The organism is Janthinobacterium aestuarii, assembly GCF_051380835.1.
GTDB classification, from domain to species: domain Bacteria; phylum Pseudomonadota; class Gammaproteobacteria; order Burkholderiales; family Burkholderiaceae_D; genus Janthinobacterium; species Janthinobacterium aestuarii.
In genome coordinates this window covers 281203-297397 of sequence record NZ_JBNYXU010000003.1, presented here as the reverse complement: position 1 = coordinate 297397, position 16195 = coordinate 281203, and the positions used below count along the sequence as shown (strand labels likewise).

The following is a 16195-nucleotide window of genomic DNA, read 5'->3' as shown; positions in this document are numbered from 1 at the left end:
GGGGGAGTGGCACACGTGGGTAAACTGGAACAGATCGCCGCTGCGGGCGACGTGGTGGCGAAGCACATCTTCCCCCATGCAAGCCATATCGGCAAGGAACAACGGGGCCTGCTGGCCGGCCAGCAAGGCGCGACGCTGTGGCTGACCGGCCTGAGCGGCGCAGGCAAGTCGACGCTGGCGTACGCGCTGGAAAGGCGGCTGCTGGCAAAGGGCCACCTGAGCTGCGTGCTCGACGGCGACAATATGCGGCACCACCTGAATGGAGACCTGGGCTTCTCTCCCCGCGATCGCCAGGAAAACATCCGCCGCAGCGCCGTCGTGGCCAGGCTGATGAACGATGCCAGCATGATGGTCATCTGCGCCTTCATCTCGCCGCTGCGCAGCGACCGCGAGATGGCGCGCCAGATCATCGGCAGCGACAATTTTATCGAAGCCTACATCAGTACGCCGAGCGCGCTATGCGAGGAACGCGACCCCAAGGGACTGTACAAAAAAGCGCGAGCCGGACTGATCCCTGCTTTTACGGGCGTCTCCGCGCCCTACGAGGCACCGCTGGCGCCGGCGCTTATGCTGGACACGGGCGTGCTGTCGCTGGAACAAGCCTGCGAGCGGCTGTTCCAGCAACTGTGCCCGCGCTTCATCTGATACCGCGCGGCCACCTTTTTTGAGGAATGATGAGATGAGCAGCAACCACCATCCCGGCCACGGCGCGCGCCCGCGCCCCGTCATGATGATCCCCTTGCGCCGCTGCGGCAGCCATGCCCTGCGCCTGCGCCTGAACCTGTCGCCGCAATTTTATTCACCGTATCCACTGCACCTGGTCGATATGATGCCGCTGCTGCCCCTGTACGGCGACTTGCGCGACGACCGCGCCTACTTTCGCCTGGTGGTCGATGTGGTGGGCCTGGCGGCGGCCAGCATGGTCAAGTGGCCGGGGATCGTCTTCGATCCGGTGGAAGTGTTCGAGACGCTGCGCGGCCAGCCGCGCAGCATCCACCGCGTGGCATGGGAGCTGCTGCTGCGCGCGGGCGAACGCCGCCAGGCGCAGGTGGTGATGGACAAGTCGCTCGACAGCGTGCACTACGCCGACGACATCGTGCGGCTATATCCGGACATGCTGTTCCTGAACGTGGTGCGCGATCCGCGCGCGCAAGTGGCGTCGATGAACCGCGCCATCATCCACGATTTCGACACGCTGCTCAATGCCAGGACCTGGCTGGCCGCCCATGCGGCAGTCGACCATGTCGTGCAACGCTATCCCCGGCGCGTGCTGACGATACGCTATGAAGATTTCCTGTCGCGGCAACAAGAGACGCTGGAAACGGTATGTGACTTTCTCGGCATCGCTTTCCTGCCGCAAATGCTGGACGTGGCCGCGTCGGCGGAGGCGCGGCAAATCGCGCAGCTGTCATCGCTCTGGTCGGCCAACTGTTATGCGCCGATCGCGACCAACATCGACAAATTCAGGCGGCAACTGTCGGACGATGACATCAACCTCATCGAAACGCTCACCGGCCCGTATATGGACCGCTACGGCTACGCGCGCCTGAGCCGCGGCGACGTCAACATCACGCCGGCGCTGATCGAGCTGGCCGGCATGCGCTCGGCGCAAGGACGCGAACGCGCCTGGCATGCCCTGGAACAGGATAACTTCCGCGATTACGTGCTGCGCCGCTGCCGCGCCGACTATCTGGCCCAGCTGCATGCACGGCTCAGCCAGGCCAGCGGCGCGCTGGGCAGCAGCACCATCGTCACGCTGGATCAACTCGACCAGGGCGCGTTTGTCGTCAGCGACTAAGAACACCTATCAAAACCTGCTGCGCGTCGTAATTTGCGGTCTGCGATGCTCGCTGTACCTTCGTACAGTTGCGCTTCTCAACCGCAACTTCCTTCCGCTCGCTACGGTTTTGTTAGGTGTTGTAAGCGCCTGGCCATCGCCTGCCCCAGGCTGCGCTCCTGCGTCTGAAGGCGACTTTTTGACCGGATACCTCCCCCGCATCGACAAGCATCAGCATGCCGCCGCTGCCGGCCCGGCAAGCCATGATCAATGCTCTTTGTTTTCTAAAAACAACAATTTCAATATCGACCGGCAATGTCCACTAGAATGTGGGCATATGAAACATCTGATTAGCGCGCCGGTCGCCAGTTTCACCGATTTGCTGCTCGACGCCGTGTGCATGGTGGACGTGGACGGGCGCTTCGTCTTCGTCAGCGCCGCCTGCGAACGCATCTTCGGCTACACGCAGCAGGAAATGGTCGGCAAGCAGATGCTCGACCTGGTCGCTCCCGCCGACCGCGCCCGCACCCTGGCCGCCGCACGCGCCATCATGGATGGCCATGCGCAGACGCATTTTGAAAACCGCTACCTGCGCAAGGATGGCAGCCTGGCGCACATCATGTGGACGGCCCGCTGGTCCGCCGCCGACCAGCTGCGCGTGGCGGTGGCGCGCGACATCACCCTGCTGAAACAGACGCAGGCAAAGCAGGCCGCGCTGTACGCCATCTCCGAAGCCATGCAGGCGACGCAAGACTTGCCCGCCTTGCTGCACCGCATCCAGCACATCATCGGCGAACACTTGCCCACGCGCAGCCTGACCTTGCTGCTGCATGACGAACACGGCGCCCAGCCTTTGATAACCTGCCATGCCGGCGACAGCGCGCCGCAGCCGGCGTCTTCGCTGGCCAGCCTGCTGTGCGATGAAGTGCTGCGCAGCGGCCGCCCCCTGCTGCTGCAGGCGGGACAACTGGCCGGCCTGCCGGCGGCGCTGCAAACGGCAGCCGGCGCCCTGTCCTCGTACTGGCTTGCCGTGCCGCTGTATTGCTCCATGGGCAGCATCGGCGCACTGGCCTTGCAAGGCGGCCAGGACGCCGCCATCGGCACGGAGCAAGACCAGGATTTGCTGCAATTTGTCGCCAAGCAGCTTGCCACTGCCATCGAGCGCCGGCAATTGCAGACGCAAATGCAATTCATGGCCATGCACGATGAGCTGACCCGCCTGCCGAACCGCCGCCTGTTCCACGACCGCCTGCACACGGCATTCGCCCGCGCGCACCGCCAGGAAGGCCGTTTGTCGCTGATGTTCCTGGACTTGAACAATTTCAAGCGCGTCAACGACGACCACGGCCATGCCTGTGGCGACCTGCTGCTGCAAACGGTGGCGAACCGCCTGCGCGACTGCATGCGCGAAACCGATACCCTGGCCAGGATGGGTGGCGATGAATTCGTCGTGCTTCTGGAAAGCAACGTCACGCCGATCGACGTCAAGCTGATCGAGCAAAAGATCCACGCGACCCTGGCCGCGCCGCTGCAGCTGGGCAACGGACAGCAATTGCAGATCGCCGTCAGCATCGGCGTGGCCCACTATCCGGAAGACGGCGATACCATGCCACTGCTGCTGCGCCATGCGGACCGGGCCATGTACGCGTCGAAGGTGCTGGCCGCCGCCTCGCGCTAGCGGATGCCGCTCCTGGCGACAGTGCCCCCATGCTATACTTTCCCGCGATGCTCAGACTCTTCAAAACATGGCTGATCCTGCTGTTGATCACGGCGGTGCCGCTGCAAGCGGCCGCTGCGGGCGCCACGCGGCTGTGCGCGCCGCTCGCTGCCTCGTCTGCCGCCGCCATGACGGCCGCCTGCCAGCATCACGATGCGCAATCATCCACCGTCCCGGACAGCGCCAGCACGCCAGAAGACAGCAAGTCCCCTGCCAAGCACCCCGCGTGCGGCGCCTGTTCCAGCTTTTGCCTGGGCGCGCTGATGCCGCCCTGTTTCCCCCTGCCTGCCGCCGTGCTCAACGGCGCGCAACACGCCGCCGTAGCCAATGCCACCCTGCTGACAGGATTCATTCCCGACGGCTTGCGCCGGCCGCCGCGACCGCTTTCCGCTTAAATTCCAAGCTCGTCCCAAGCAGGCCACTCAGGTGGCCACGATAGACCTACTTCGTCTGAAAGCAACACATGATCAAACATTTATTAGTGCGCGGCGCTTTCGTCGCCATGCTGGGCCTGCCCACGTTCGCCATGGCGGCCCTGCCCGTCATTGAAGTCTACAAGAGCGCCTCGTGCGGCTGCTGTTCCGAATGGATCAAGCACCTGGAAACGAACGGCTTTACGGTGCGCGCGAAAAATGTCGAGATGCCGGCGCAATACCGCAAGCTGGCAGGCATTCCCGACGCGCTCGGCTCCTGCCATACGGGCCTCGTCAACGGCTACGCCATCGAAGGCCATGTGCCGGCCAGCGAGATCAAGCAGCTGCTGCGCGAGAAACCCAAGGCGAAAGGCCTGACCGTGCCGGCAATGCCGATGGGCTCGCCAGGCATGGAAGGACCGCGCAAGGATGCGTATGACGTCTTGCTGGTCAAAAGCAATGGCAGCACCGAGGTCTACAAGCACTACAAATAGACACTGAGGAGAAATGAAAAACGCCGCCGGAATCGCTTCCGGCGGCGTTTTTATCAGGCAGCAGTAAAGAACCTACCGCCTGTCAGAGCTGCATCAGATGCTGTCCAATACCGCATTCAGGCTGGCGCTAGGACGCATGACCGCTTCCGTCTTCGCTGGATCTGGCAGGTAGTAGCCGCCGATATCCGTTTCCTTGCCTTGTACTGCCTTCAACTCGGCAACGATCTTTTCTTCGTTGTCGGCCAGGGCTTTGGCCACTGGCGCAAAATGCGCTGCCAGTTCCGCATCGTCCTTCTGCGCTGCCAGGGCTTGCGCCCAGTACATGGCCAGGTAGAAATGGCTGCCGCGGTTGTCCAGCTCGCCGGTACGTGGCGATGGCGACTTGTTGTTGTCCAGCAGCTTGCCCGTGGCTTCATCGAGGGTTTTCGCGAGGATTTTGGCCTTCGCATTGCCCGTCTTGATGCCCATGTCTTCCAGCGACACGGCCAGGGCCAGGAACTCGCCCAGCGAATCCCAGCGCAGATGGTTTTCTTCCACCAGCTGCTTGACGTGCTTAGGAGCCGAACCGCCGGCGCCCGTTTCGTACATGCCGCCACCGGCCATCAAAGGCACGATCGACAGCATCTTGGCGGACGTGCCCAGTTCCAGGATCGGGAACAGATCGGTCAGGTAGTCGCGCAGAATGTTGCCGGTCACCGAGATGGTGTCCAGACCACGGAAGGCGCGTTCCAAGGTGTAACGCATGGCGCGCGTTTGCGACATGATCTGGATGTCCAGGCCCTTGGTGTCGTGATCCTTCAGGTAAACCTGTACCTTCTTGATGACTTCGTTTTCGTGCGGACGGTAGGAATCGAGCCAGAACACGGCAGGCATGCCCGAGTTGCGCGCGCGCGTGACGGCCAGCTTGACCCAGTCGCGGATCGGCGCGTCCTTGACCTGGCACATGCGCCAGATATCGCCCTCTTCCACCGTTTGCGTCAGCAGCACTTCGCCCGTTTCCAGGTCGGTGATGTTGGCGATGCCGCCTTCAGGCACTTCAAACGTCTTGTCGTGCGAACCGTATTCTTCCGCTTGCTGCGCCATCAGGCCCACGTTCGGCACGGTGCCCATGGTCTTCGGATCGAAGTTGCCATGCCATTTGCAGAAGCCAATCATTTCCTGGTAGATGCGTGCGAAAGTCGATTCCGGCATGACTGCCTTGACGTCTTTCGGACGGCCATCGGCGCCCCACATCTTGCCGCCGATACGGATCATGGCCGGCATCGACGCGTCGACGATGATGTCGTTCGGCGAATGGAAGTTGGTGATGCCCTTGGCCGAATCGACCATGGCCAGTTCCGGACGGTGGGCGTGGCAGGCGTGCAGGTCCTTGAGGATTTCATCCTTTTGCGACGCTGGCAGGGTGTCGATCTTGTCGTACAGGTTGCTCATGCCATTGTTGACATTCACGCCCAGCTTGTCGAACAGCTCGGCGTGCTTGGCGAACGCGTCCTTGTAGAAAATGCGCACGCAGTGGCCGAAGACGATCGGGTGCGACACCTTCATCATGGTGGCCTTGACGTGCAGCGAGAACATCACGCCCGTCTTGAACGCATCGTCGATTTCCTTCTCGTAGAACTCCAGCAGCGCTTTCTTGCTCATGAACATGCTGTCGATGATTTCGCCCGCTTGCAGGGAAACCTTCGGTTTCAGCACGATGGTCTTGCCCGAGGCCGTGACCAGTTCCATCTTGACGTCGCGCGCCTTTTCCAGGGTCAGCGATTTTTCGCCATGGTAGAAGTCGCCATGGTGCATGTGCGACACGTGCGTTTGCGACGATTGGCTCCACTCGCCCATCGAGTGCGGGTGCTTGCGCGCGTACTCTTTGACGGCCTTCGGTGCGCGGCGGTCGGAATTGCCTTCACGCAGGACCGGGTTGACCGAGCTGCCGATGCACTTGCCGTAGCGGGCCTTCAAGGCTTTTTCTTCGTCCGTCTTCGCGTCTTCCGGGTAGTCAGGCAGCTTGTAGCCACGGCCTTGCAATTCGCGCACGCAAGCGATCAGCTGACCTTGGGACGCGCTGATGTTCGGCAGCTTGATGATGTTGGTGTCCGGATTCTGGGTCAATTTGCCCAGTTCAGCCAGGGTATTCGGGACTTTTTGCGCGTCCGTCAGGAATTCTGGAAATTCGGCCAGTACACGTGCCGCCACCGAAATATCGCTGGACACCACGTCCACGCCGGCCGGCGCGGTGAATTTTTTGATGATTGGCAGCAGGGAATACGTCGCGAGCAGCGGCGCCTCGTCAGTCAGCGTGTAGATGATTTTGGATTTTTGTGTTGCCATGTTCATTCCCTTGTATGCGGTGATGCCTGGTGGTTAACTTTCTTCATTCCAAACACAGGACGGTTAGCCTTGCTTTGGACGGCTAGTGTGCCGGCGGTGACGCCGTGCTTGCCCACCACGTATTTTAGACTGTCCTGCCGCTGTTTGTGTATCCGATGGCGTCGAATCTTATATAAGACAGCAAATATCTGAAGCAGACGGGAGAATATGGCGGTTTTCCGCCGGGAAATAGGTGCGCGCGGGCCGGCAAGCCATGTATGCTCCAACGGAAACAAATATGTAAACAGAAATATATTTGAGCGAATCGTCTCGCGCTCACTCGTTTTTGACGATGCCGCGCACGTTCGTCAACGCCAGGCAGACGTTCAGGATGATCAAGGCCCAGGCCCCGTCATGCCAACCCCAGCAGACCCACAGCACATTGCTGAACAGGAAAACCCAGAAGCCGGCAAAGCGCCGCGCGGCCGCGCGCGAACCCACGAGCCAGGCCGCCAGCAGCGAAGCGGCCATGGCGGGCCATTGCAACAATTCGATGATGTCGGACATGGCGCCTCCCGTTTGCGAAGAGCGTAGCAACATTTCCGCGATATCAGCGCACGCTTGGCAGACGGCAACTACATTGATATTTATCAAATTGACAGCCCAATCCCTGGGCTACTGTCGGGCCATCTTTGATTTGAAACAGAAACTCTGCTGCCAAGACTCAACCATTCCAGACACAACGCCAGTTCTCGCCAGGCTCTTCATTCCCCAGCTGATAACGCTCGCCAAGTGCCGTAACACGCAGCGTCCCCGTCCCTTGCCTACACGTGCAGGGGGAACTTTTGCTAGTGATTTTGCAGCTTTTTGATTAATGAACGTTAAAAAGGAATTTCGTATGAGCACGTATTCTGACATTTGCATCGTGGGCGCCGGCATAGGCGGCTTGACTTGCGCCAGCCGCCTGATCGACGCCGCCGCCAGCAGGAAGCTGCGCATCCGGGTATTCGACTTGAATGCCACCGTCGGCGGCCGCATCCAGTCGCGGAAAATAGATGGCGAGGAAATCGCCGAACTCGGCGCCGCCCGCTATTCGCCGCAGCTGCATCCGCATTTCCAGCAACTGATGCAGGGCAGCGGTCTGCCGCATGCGGTCTACCCGTTCACCGAGGTCATCTCCCACGATAGCGTGCTGGACGAGCTGAAGGCGACGCTGGATGAGCTGAGCCCGAGGCTGGCAGAGCATCCGAACCTCTCCTTCCTCGATTTCGTCAGCCATTACCTGGGCGCCGCCAAGGCCAGCCACATCATCAAGGCGACCGGCTATGACGCCTTGCTGCTGCCGATGGTGTCGGCGGCCATGGCCTACGACATCATCAAGAAACACCCGGAAACGCAGCACTTCACGGAAAACGCCACCAACCAGTGGCACTATGCCACCGATGGCTACCACGCGCTGCTGTGCCAGTTGCAGCACCAGGCCCAGGTCGCCGGCGTGGAATTCCAGCTCGAACATCGCTTGCTGTCCGTTGAAAAATCGGGCGCCGACCATGTGCTCGCCTTCAGCCACCACGGCGACACCCAGATGCACCGCACACGTCATCTGGTGATGGCGATCCCGCCATCCGCCATGCCGCGCCTGAACCTGGATTTCCCGGCCGCATGGAGCCCGTTCCAGTACGACTCGCTGCCCCTGTTCAAGGGTTTCCTTACGTTCGACACGGCCTGGTGGGACGCGCTGGGGCTGACGGACAAGGTGCTGATGGCGGCAAATCCCCTGCGCAAGATCTACTTCAAGAGCGACAAGTATGTGCTGTTCTACACCGACAGCAAAAGTGCCGGCTACTGGCGCGACAGCCTGGAACTCGGTGAAGACGTGTACCTGGAGCGTGTCCGCAGCCACCTGGAAGAAGTCCTGCCGCTCGATGGCCGGCCGCTGCCGCGGATCAAGGCGCACTTCCACAAGTTCTGGCCGCATGGCGTCGAGTTTTGCGTGGAACCGGAAGCCGAGCATCCGGCCTTCCTGCTGCACCGGGACGGCATCATTTCCTGCTCGGATGCCTATACCGGGCATTGCGGCTGGATGGAAGGCAGCCTGATCAGCGCCCAGCAAGCCAGCGGTCTGTTGCTGCAACGGCTAGCTCAACTGGACGAGGTCGCGGCCGCCAATGATACCTTCATCACTTCCTCGACCGAGCGCGCATGAGCCTACTTGACTTCCCCCGCCTGCATTTTCGGGGTTTTGCCCGCGCCAATGTGCCGACGGGGAATCGCAATACGCACGGCAACATCGATATCGCCACGAATGCGGTATCGATGGCGGGCGAGGCCGTCGACCTGAGTCGGCCGCCGGCCGAATTCCATGCGCACCTGAAACAGCTTGCCCCCCGCTTCAATGCAGAGGGCAAGCCCGATCCGGACGGCGTCTTCAGCCAGGCGGCAGGCTACAATTTTTGCGGCAACAATCATTTCTCGTGGGAAAATGCGCGGATCACGGGCGTCCAGCTGCGCGATGGCGAGGTCGATACGCAGGACGCGCTGGTGGGCGCCAAGCTGGCCCTGTGGGGGCACTACAACGAGTACCTGCGCACGACGTTCAACCGCGCCAGGTGGATCGACAACAACCCGGCACAGCCGGACACCACGCTGATCTACGCCGGTCAGTTCACCTTGAGCGACAAGCTGGCCACGCCCAACACGCCCACCTTGTTCACAGCCGATATCGCGCAGGCGCACTCGGTGCGCTGGCTCGGCAGCGGCCATGTCACGGAACGCAGCGGGCATTTCCTGGACGAGGAATTCGGCCGCTCCAGGCTGTTCCAGTTTTCCGTGTCCAAGCAAGATCCGCATTTCCTGTTCAATGGGGATCTGCCGCTGCCGGCCAGCATGCAGGCCTTGCGGCAAGCCCTTGCCGACGACGCGGTGCTGGGCCTGACGGTGCAATATGCGCTGTTCAATATGTCGACGCCGCTAAAACCCGATTCCCCCGTGTTCTACGACCTGGCCGGCAGCATCGGCCTGTGGCGGCGCGACGAGCTGGCAACCTATCCGGCCGGCCGCCTGCTGCAGCCGCGCCAGGGCAGCCTGGGACCGGTGCTGGTGAAAATGCATGCGGACCGCGTCGCGTTCAACATGCCGACGGCCATTCCCTTCACCACGCGCGACCCGCGCGCCGTCTCGGAACAGCATCCCACGCATGCCCTGGGCGACAAGCAGGCGCTCGGCGACCTGCTGCTGCAGGACGGCGCCGGCAACCTGCTGGCGCGAATACCCGAGCAGTTGTACCGCGACTACTGGCGCCATCACGGCGTCTTCGACGTGCCGCTGCAGCACGCCGGCGCGGCCACGGGTTCGCTCAGCCTGGGCAGCGCGCAGGCGCAGTGGGAAGAAACCGACTGGGTACTGCAATCGGACAGCAACCAGCTGTACCTGGAAGCGCCGAACCGCAACAAGCATGAGCAATTTCCTCAGACGATCACCGTGCAAAGCCGCTTCCGCGGCGAACTGGCGGCGCCTGCGTCCCTGCCGGCGCAGGCCGAGGACGGCGCGCTGCTGGCGGTGGAGCGGCAGCCATCGCCGCTCGGACATGGCTACACGGCGCTGACCCTGACGGGGCGCCAGCCGGGCGCGACCAGGATCGTGCTGGGAGCGGACAAGCATAAACAATACCTCGGCGTGCGCGTGCTGCCCGACGACTGGGACCTCGACGACGTACCGGCCGAACAGGTCGACTACGCCTTCCTCTACCGACATGTGATGAGCTATTACGAGCTCGTGTATCCATTCATGTCGGACAAGGTCTTCAGCCTGGCGGACCAGTGCAAGTGCGAAACGTATTCGCGCCTGATGTGGCAGATGTGCGATCCGCAGAACCGCGACAAGAGCTACTACATGCCCAGCACCCGCGAACTGTCGCGGCCAAAGTCGCGCCTGTTCCTGACATACCTGACGCAGGTCGAGGCAAAGGCCAAGGTGGCGGTGCCGGAAGCGGCGGTGCCGCCTGTCATCGGCAGCAGGGCCGAGCTGATCGAGGAACTGAAAAAGGCCATCGACCTGGAACTGTCGCTGATGCTGCAGTACCTGTATGCCGCGTATTCGATTCCCAATTATGCGCAAGGGGCGGCGCTGGTGCAGGCCGGCCGCTGGCTGCCGGCCGAACTGGAGCTGGCCTGCGGCGCCGAAGACCGGCGCCGCAACAGCGGCACGCGTGGCGCGCTGCTGGAGATCGCCCATGAAGAAATGATTCACTATTTATTGGTCAACAATGTGTTGATGGCGCTTGGCGAACCGTTTTATAGCGGCACCCCGGTGCTGGGCCAGTTGGCGCGCAAGCGTTTCGGCCTGGACACGGAATTTGCATTCGAACCATTTTCCGAACACGTGCTGGCCCGCTTCGTGCGTTTCGAATGGCCCGACTACATTCCCACGCCGGGCAAATCCATTGCCACCTTCTATATCGCGATCCGCCAGGCCGTTGCCGAATTGCCCGGCCTGTTCGAAAGCGGCGGCGGCAAGCGCGGCGGCGAACACCACCTGTTCCTGAAAGAACTGACCAACCGCGCCTATCCCGGCTACCAGCTGGAAGTGTCGGACCGCGACAGCGCGCTGTTTGCCATCGACTTCGTCACCGAACAGGGGGAAGGCGTGGCCGTCGATTCGCCGCATTTCGCCTCGTCGCACTTCCAGCGGCTGCGCGCCGTGGCCGGCAAGTTTTCAGCCTGCGACAAACCGTTCGAGCCGGCGCTGCCGGCGTTGAAGAATCCCGTGCTGGAAGCGCGTGCGGACTGCACCGTGGTGACCGACCGGAAGGCGCGCGCGCTGATGCAGCTGTATCAAGGCTGCTACGAACTGACCGTCCTGATGATGGCGCACCATTTCGCGCAGCGGCCGCTGGGCAGCCTGCGCCGCTCGCGCCTGATGAATGCGTCCATCGACATCATGACCGGCCTGTTGCGTCCCCTGTCGGCCGCCCTGATGAACATGCCGTCCGGCGTGCCCGGCCGCCATGCGGGACCGCCCGTGCCAGAGCCGGTCAGCAGCCTGATCAGCAGCGACTTCAGCCTGGGCTGCAACATGCTGGCGCAGAAATGCCAGGCGCTGGCGCAGTACGCGCGCGGCCTTGAGAGCGATGTCATCGGCATGGCGCCGATAGAGATGTTGGAGTTTTTTAATCAGCAACTTACCGATTTATCTCGGGGAAAAATGTCAAGAGAGGCTTGAAATGCATAAAATCATCATCGTCGGCGGAGGCCTGGCAGGTAGCCTCAGCGCCATTTATCTGGCGCAACGGGGACACGATGTCCACGTTATCGAAAAACGCGACGATCCGCTGCTGGAGAATGCTGCAAACGCGGACCCGGTCAACTCGCGCGCCATCGGCGTGAGCATGACGGTACGCGGCATCAAGGCCGTCCTGGCGGCGGGCATCAGCAAGCAGGAGCTCGACCAGTGCGGCGAACCCATCGTCGGCATGGCATTTTGCGTGGGCGGCCGGCACCGCATACGCGAGCTGACCCCGCTCGAAGGCCTGTTTCCCCTGTCGCTGGACCGCACCGCCTTCCAGCGTCTGCTGAACCGGCATGCCGCCCTGCACGAAGTGAAGTATTACTTTGAGCATAAATGCCTGGATGTCGACCTGGAAAGAAAGATCGTGCTGATCCAGGGCCCGGACGGTGCCTTGCAGCAGCTGCATGGCGACCTGGTCATTGGCGCCGACGGCGCCCACTCGGCCGTGCGACGCGCCATGCAAAGCGGCATGCGCCGTTTCGAGTTCAAACAGAGTTACTTCCGCCACGGCTACAAGACGCTGGTCTTGCCGAACGCGGCGGATCTGGGTTTCCGGAAGGATTTGCTGTATTTCTTTGGCATGGATTCCAAGGGCCTGTTTGCCGGCCGCGCGGCCACCATTCCGGACGGCAGCATCAGCTTTGCCCTATGCCTGCCCTATACGGGCACGCCCAGCCTGGGCACGCTCAACCGCGAAGCCATGGCCGACTTCTTCAGCCGCTACTTCGGCAACCTGCCGCCGGAGCGCCGCAAGGAAATGCTCGACCAGTTCATGGCGCTGCCCAGCAACGACCTCATCAATGTCCGTTCCAGCACCTTCCACTACAAGGCCAATATCCTGCTGATCGGCGATGCGGCGCATGCCACCGCCCCCTTCCTCGGACAAGGCATGAACATGGCGCTGGAAGACGTCCACGTCTTCGTTTCCCTGCTGGAAAAGCATGGCAATGCCCTGGGCCCTGCCCTGTCCGAGTTCACGCAGCGGCGCAAGGTGCAGGCGGACGCCATGCAGGACATGGCGATCGCCAACTATGAAGCGCTGAGCAATCCGAATCTGATTTTCTTCCTGCAGACGCGCTATACGCGCTACATGCACAAGAAATTCCCCCGTGTTTATCCGCCAGACATGGCGGAGAAACTGTACTTCACATCGGTTCCTTACGATGAATTGCAGCAAATCCAGAAGAAACAAAACGTTTGGTACAAACTTGGAAGGGTAAATTAATGAACATTCTCGTTATCGGCGCAGGCCCCGCAGGACTGCTCTTCGCCAGTCAAATGAAACAAGCCCAGCCCGGCTGGAATATCAGCATCACGGAAAAAAATACCCCGGAAGAAGTGCTGGGCTGGGGCGTGGTGCTGCCGGGACGCCCGCCGCGCCATCCCGCCAATCCGCTCTCCTATCTGGAGCAGCCGGAACGGCTCAATCCGCAGTTCCTGGAAGAATTCAAGCTCGTGCACCACGACCAACCCAATCTGATGAGCACCGGCGTGACCCTGTGCGGCGTGGGACGCCAGGCCCTGGTGCAAGCGCTGCGCGCCAAGTGCGTGGCGGCCGGCATCGCGATCAGCTATGAAATGCCGCCGGCGCCCCGGGCGCAGCTGGAAGCCGAGTACGACCTGGTCGTGGTAGCGAATGGCGTCAATTACAAATCGCTGGAGTTGCCGCCAGCGTTGGCGCCGCACATCGATTTCGGCCGCAACAAATACATCTGGTACGGTACCACCCAGCTGTTCGACCAGATGAACCTGGTGTTCCGCAGCAATGAGCAAGGCATTTTCATCGGCCATGCCTACAAATACTCGGACACGATGAGCACCTTTATCGTCGAATGCAGCGAAGAGACGTACGCCAGGGCCGGCCTGGAAGCGCTGTCCGAGCGCGACGCCGCCGCGTATGTCGCCAAGACGTTCAAAGCCGAGCTCGGCGAACATGGGCTGCAGAGCCAACCGGGCCAGGGCTGGCGCAACTTCATGACCCTCAGCCGCGACCGGGCCTGCGACGGCAAGTTCGTCCTGCTCGGCGATGCGCTGCAATCGGGGCATTTTTCCATCGGCCATGGCACCACCATGGCGGTGGTGGCGGCCCTGCTGCTGGTCAAAATCCTCAATACCGAAGCCGGCACGGCCGCCGCCCTGGACAGCTTCAACGCCCGCGCCTTGCCTCTGATGCAATTGTTCAAGGACCACGCCAACGCCAGCCGCCTGTGGTTTGAAACCGTGGGCGAGCGTATCGACCTGAGCAATGCAGAGCTGACCGACAGCTTCGACGCCCGCCGCAAGGACTTGCCATCGCTGCAGGAAGCGCTGATGGCCAGCCTTGGCTACGCGCTGGGCCGCTAGGGAGATACCATGCCGACACACGTCTCCCCGCCGCTGCTGCCGATGCAATGGAGCAGCGCCTATGTTTCCTACTGGACGCCGATGCAGGAGGACGACCAGATCACGTCCGGCTATTGCTGGTTCGACTATGCGCGCAACATCTGCCGCATCGATGGCCTGTTCAACCCCTGGCCGGAAAAGGAACATGGGCACCTGCTGTGGATGTCGGAAATCGGCGACGCCCGGCGTGAACAAAGCCGCAAGCAGAAAGTGGCTTATGCACGGCAGGCGCAGGCAACTGGCGCACAGCTGCAGGGAACGGCGCTGGCCGACGAGGTGACGCCGTTTCAGGCGCTGTTCCTGCCGCAAGCGGTGCTGCTGGACGGCGGCGCCCGTCACGATGGCCGCCATAGCGTGCTGGGCCGGGAAACGGATGCCTGGGTAGTCAAGCCAGCGGGCAAGCCGCCATCGGTGTTTTACCTGGAGGCCGATGGCAACCGTCTGCTGCGCATGGTCACCGGCAACGACCCGCAGCACCGTTCGGTACGCGACTTTCCCAATCTGTCTGTCGGCGACATTCCGGACAGCATCTTTACGTCTTGCAACACCTGACCAGGGTATGGCGCGCGCCAGGGCCGCATGCGGCCGGGGCGCGCGCCATCCCTGGCTAGTGTTTTTGTTATTACTCTCGAAGGATATTGCTATGCCGCTGGTTGTTTACATTCTGGGGTTGACGATCTTTTCGTTAACCACATCCGAATTCATGGTGGCGGGCATGATGCCGTCACTGGCCCTGGCCATGGACGAACCGGTGACACGGATCGGCTATCTGATCTCCCTCTACGCCATGGGCATGGTCATCGGCGGGCCGCTGAGCACCATCGTCCTGCTCAAGCTGCGCGTGCCGAACAAGCAGGGGCTGCTGTGGCTGCTGGGGTTTTATGTCCTGGCCCAATCCGTCGCCGCTTCCGCCACCAGCTATGACATCCTGGCCGTCGCGCGGGTGGTCACGGGCGTGGCCGCCGCCACCTGCTTTGGCCTGTCCCTGGCGATCTGCGCCGATATCGTCAGCCCCAACGCGCGCGGACGCGCCGCCGCCGTCGTGATCGGCGGCCTCATGCTCGCTTCAGTGGTGGGCGTGCCGGTCGCCGCGCTCATCGACCAGCACCTGGGATGGCGCGCCAGCTTCTGGCTGGTGGTGCTGCTCGCGCTGATGTGCCTGGCACTCATCACCGTGCTGGTGCCGCGCACCAAGCCATCCGAAGTCGTCAGCCTCGGCAATGAACTGGCAGAGTTCCGCAACCGCCACCTGTGGGCGGCGTATGCCAGCAGCGGCCTCATCATCGGCGCGATTTTCGCGGCATTCAGCTACTTCGCGGCCATCCTGACGGAAGTTACCGGCTTTCCGGCGTCCGCTATCCCCTGGCTGCTGGGCGTCTACGGCATCGCCAATGTAGTGGGCAATGGCGTGGTCGGCCGTTATGCGGACCGCTACACCACTGTCATCATGGTCTGGGGCATGGTCATCCTGGGCATCAGCCTGGCGCTGTTCGCCGTCTTCGCGCACGACAAGACCATCAGCGTTGCCCTGCTGGTCGTCACGGGCCTGGTCGGCATGTCGATGAATCCCGCCATCATCGCCCGCGTGATGAAGACCGCCCATCCGGGGCCGCTGGTCAACACCGTCCATACCTCGGTCATCAACATCGGCCTGGGCGCCGGCTCTTGGCTCGGCGGCCTCGGCATCGCCGCCGGCTATGGCTTGCGCTCGCCGCTGTGGGTCGGTGTCGCGCTGGCCATACTTGGTCTCATCAGCTTGCTGCCTTACCTCGGGCACAAGTCGCGCGATTCGGTGCTGTCGCATTAGCCGCTGGCGGCGCGG

13 protein-coding genes are annotated in these 16195 nt (G+C 62.1%); 11 read left to right on the top strand and 2 right to left on the bottom strand.

Translation table 11 applies throughout. The features are described from left to right. Window positions 1-15 precede the first annotated feature (15 nt). From cysC to ACQ4WO_RS10900, 5 genes are all read left to right on the top strand, one after another. The gene (cysC, locus tag ACQ4WO_RS10920; RefSeq protein ID WP_436481426.1) at window positions 16-645 is read left to right on the top strand and encodes an adenylyl-sulfate kinase; all 630 of its coding nucleotides are present in this window, start codon (window positions 16-18) and stop codon (window positions 643-645) included. Between the two features lie 34 nt (window positions 646-679). Beyond that, entirely contained in the window at window positions 680-1798 is a 1119-nt protein-coding gene (locus ACQ4WO_RS10915; RefSeq protein WP_436481424.1) for a sulfotransferase family protein, read from the top strand. 316 nt (window positions 1799-2114) lie between these two features. After that, a complete protein-coding gene (locus tag ACQ4WO_RS10910; RefSeq protein WP_436481423.1) occupies window positions 2115-3455 on the top strand; it encodes a sensor domain-containing protein in 1341 nt (446 codons plus the stop codon). A gap of 47 nt (window positions 3456-3502) precedes the next feature. Beyond that, window positions 3503-3889, top strand: coding sequence for a hypothetical protein (locus ACQ4WO_RS10905; RefSeq protein ID WP_436481422.1), 387 nt, complete (start codon window positions 3503-3505; stop codon window positions 3887-3889). Window positions 3890-3957: 68 nt separating this feature from the next. Further along, window positions 3958-4401 (top strand): DUF411 domain-containing protein, encoded by a 444-nt coding sequence (locus ACQ4WO_RS10900; RefSeq protein ID WP_436481420.1) that lies wholly within the window; start codon window positions 3958-3960, stop codon window positions 4399-4401. A gap of 93 nt (window positions 4402-4494) precedes the next feature. Here ACQ4WO_RS10900 and ACQ4WO_RS10895 read toward each other — a convergent pair whose 3' ends face one another. Both ACQ4WO_RS10895 and ACQ4WO_RS10890 read right to left on the bottom strand, forming a co-directional pair. Then, window positions 4495-6726 carry an NADP-dependent isocitrate dehydrogenase gene (locus ACQ4WO_RS10895; protein WP_331776403.1) on the bottom strand — a complete coding sequence of 744 codons (2232 nt, stop codon included), beginning with the start codon at window positions 6724-6726 and terminating at the stop codon, window positions 4495-4497. 315 nt (window positions 6727-7041) lie between these two features. Then, window positions 7042-7272: a hypothetical protein gene (locus ACQ4WO_RS10890; RefSeq protein WP_436481419.1), complete on the bottom strand. Its 231-nt coding sequence runs from the start codon at window positions 7270-7272 to the stop codon at window positions 7042-7044. Between the two features lie 331 nt (window positions 7273-7603). Between ACQ4WO_RS10890 and vioA the strand changes: the two genes are divergently transcribed. The 6 genes from vioA to ACQ4WO_RS10860 all read left to right on the top strand — a co-directional run bounded on the left by vioA (window position 7604) and on the right by ACQ4WO_RS10860 (window position 16180). Further along, window positions 7604-8911 (top strand): flavin-dependent violacein biosynthesis tryptophan-2 monooxygenase VioA, encoded by a 1308-nt coding sequence (gene vioA / locus ACQ4WO_RS10885; protein ID WP_436481418.1) that lies wholly within the window; start codon window positions 7604-7606, stop codon window positions 8909-8911. Next, on the top strand, window positions 8908-11925 hold the full coding sequence (gene vioB / locus ACQ4WO_RS10880) for an iminophenyl-pyruvate dimer synthase VioB (RefSeq protein ID WP_436481417.1): 3018 nt from the start codon (window positions 8908-8910) through the stop codon (window positions 11923-11925). Before vioA ends, vioB begins: the two co-directional genes overlap by 4 nt. Window position 11926: 1 nt before the next feature. After that, window positions 11927-13216 (top strand): NADP-dependent violacein biosynthesis oxygenase VioC, encoded by a 1290-nt coding sequence (gene vioC / locus ACQ4WO_RS10875; RefSeq protein ID WP_436481416.1) that lies wholly within the window; start codon window positions 11927-11929, stop codon window positions 13214-13216. Further along, entirely contained in the window at window positions 13216-14334 is a 1119-nt protein-coding gene (gene vioD, locus ACQ4WO_RS10870) for a flavin-dependent violacein biosynthesis monooxygenase VioD (protein WP_495542769.1), read from the top strand. The genes vioC and vioD overlap by 1 nt, the downstream gene beginning before the upstream one ends. A gap of 9 nt (window positions 14335-14343) precedes the next feature. Beyond that, window positions 14344-14925 (top strand): violacein biosynthesis enzyme VioE, encoded by a 582-nt coding sequence (gene vioE, locus ACQ4WO_RS10865; RefSeq protein WP_436481414.1) that lies wholly within the window; start codon window positions 14344-14346, stop codon window positions 14923-14925. Window positions 14926-15016: 91 nt separating this feature from the next. Further along, window positions 15017-16180 (top strand): MFS transporter, encoded by a 1164-nt coding sequence (locus tag ACQ4WO_RS10860; protein ID WP_436481412.1) that lies wholly within the window; start codon window positions 15017-15019, stop codon window positions 16178-16180. The last annotated feature ends 15 nt before the right edge of the window (window positions 16181-16195 follow it).

What these genes read in the sequence shown, in the direction of transcription:
- ACQ4WO_RS10915 (WP_436481424.1), top strand. Translation starts at nt 680, where the DNA reads ATGAGCAGCAACCACCATCCCGGCCACGGCGCGCGCCCGCGCCCCGTC.
- ACQ4WO_RS10895 (WP_331776403.1), bottom strand. Translation starts at nt 6,726, where the DNA reads ATGGCAACACAAAAATCCAAAATCATCTACACGCTGACTGACGAGGCG.
- vioE (WP_436481414.1), top strand. Translation starts at nt 14,344, where the DNA reads ATGCCGACACACGTCTCCCCGCCGCTGCTGCCGATGCAATGGAGCAGC.
- ACQ4WO_RS10910 (WP_436481423.1), top strand. Translation starts at nt 2,115, where the DNA reads ATGAAACATCTGATTAGCGCGCCGGTCGCCAGTTTCACCGATTTGCTG.
- ACQ4WO_RS10905 (WP_436481422.1), top strand. Translation starts at nt 3,503, where the DNA reads ATGCTCAGACTCTTCAAAACATGGCTGATCCTGCTGTTGATCACGGCG.
- ACQ4WO_RS10860 (WP_436481412.1), top strand. Translation starts at nt 15,017, where the DNA reads ATGCCGCTGGTTGTTTACATTCTGGGGTTGACGATCTTTTCGTTAACC.
- vioC (WP_436481416.1), top strand. Translation starts at nt 11,927, where the DNA reads ATGCATAAAATCATCATCGTCGGCGGAGGCCTGGCAGGTAGCCTCAGC.
- vioB (WP_436481417.1), top strand. Translation starts at nt 8,908, where the DNA reads ATGAGCCTACTTGACTTCCCCCGCCTGCATTTTCGGGGTTTTGCCCGC.
- vioA (WP_436481418.1), top strand. Translation starts at nt 7,604, where the DNA reads ATGAGCACGTATTCTGACATTTGCATCGTGGGCGCCGGCATAGGCGGC.
- ACQ4WO_RS10890 (WP_436481419.1), bottom strand. Translation starts at nt 7,272, where the DNA reads ATGTCCGACATCATCGAATTGTTGCAATGGCCCGCCATGGCCGCTTCG.
- vioD (WP_495542769.1), top strand. Translation starts at nt 13,216, where the DNA reads ATGAACATTCTCGTTATCGGCGCAGGCCCCGCAGGACTGCTCTTCGCC.
- ACQ4WO_RS10900 (WP_436481420.1), top strand. Translation starts at nt 3,958, where the DNA reads ATGATCAAACATTTATTAGTGCGCGGCGCTTTCGTCGCCATGCTGGGC.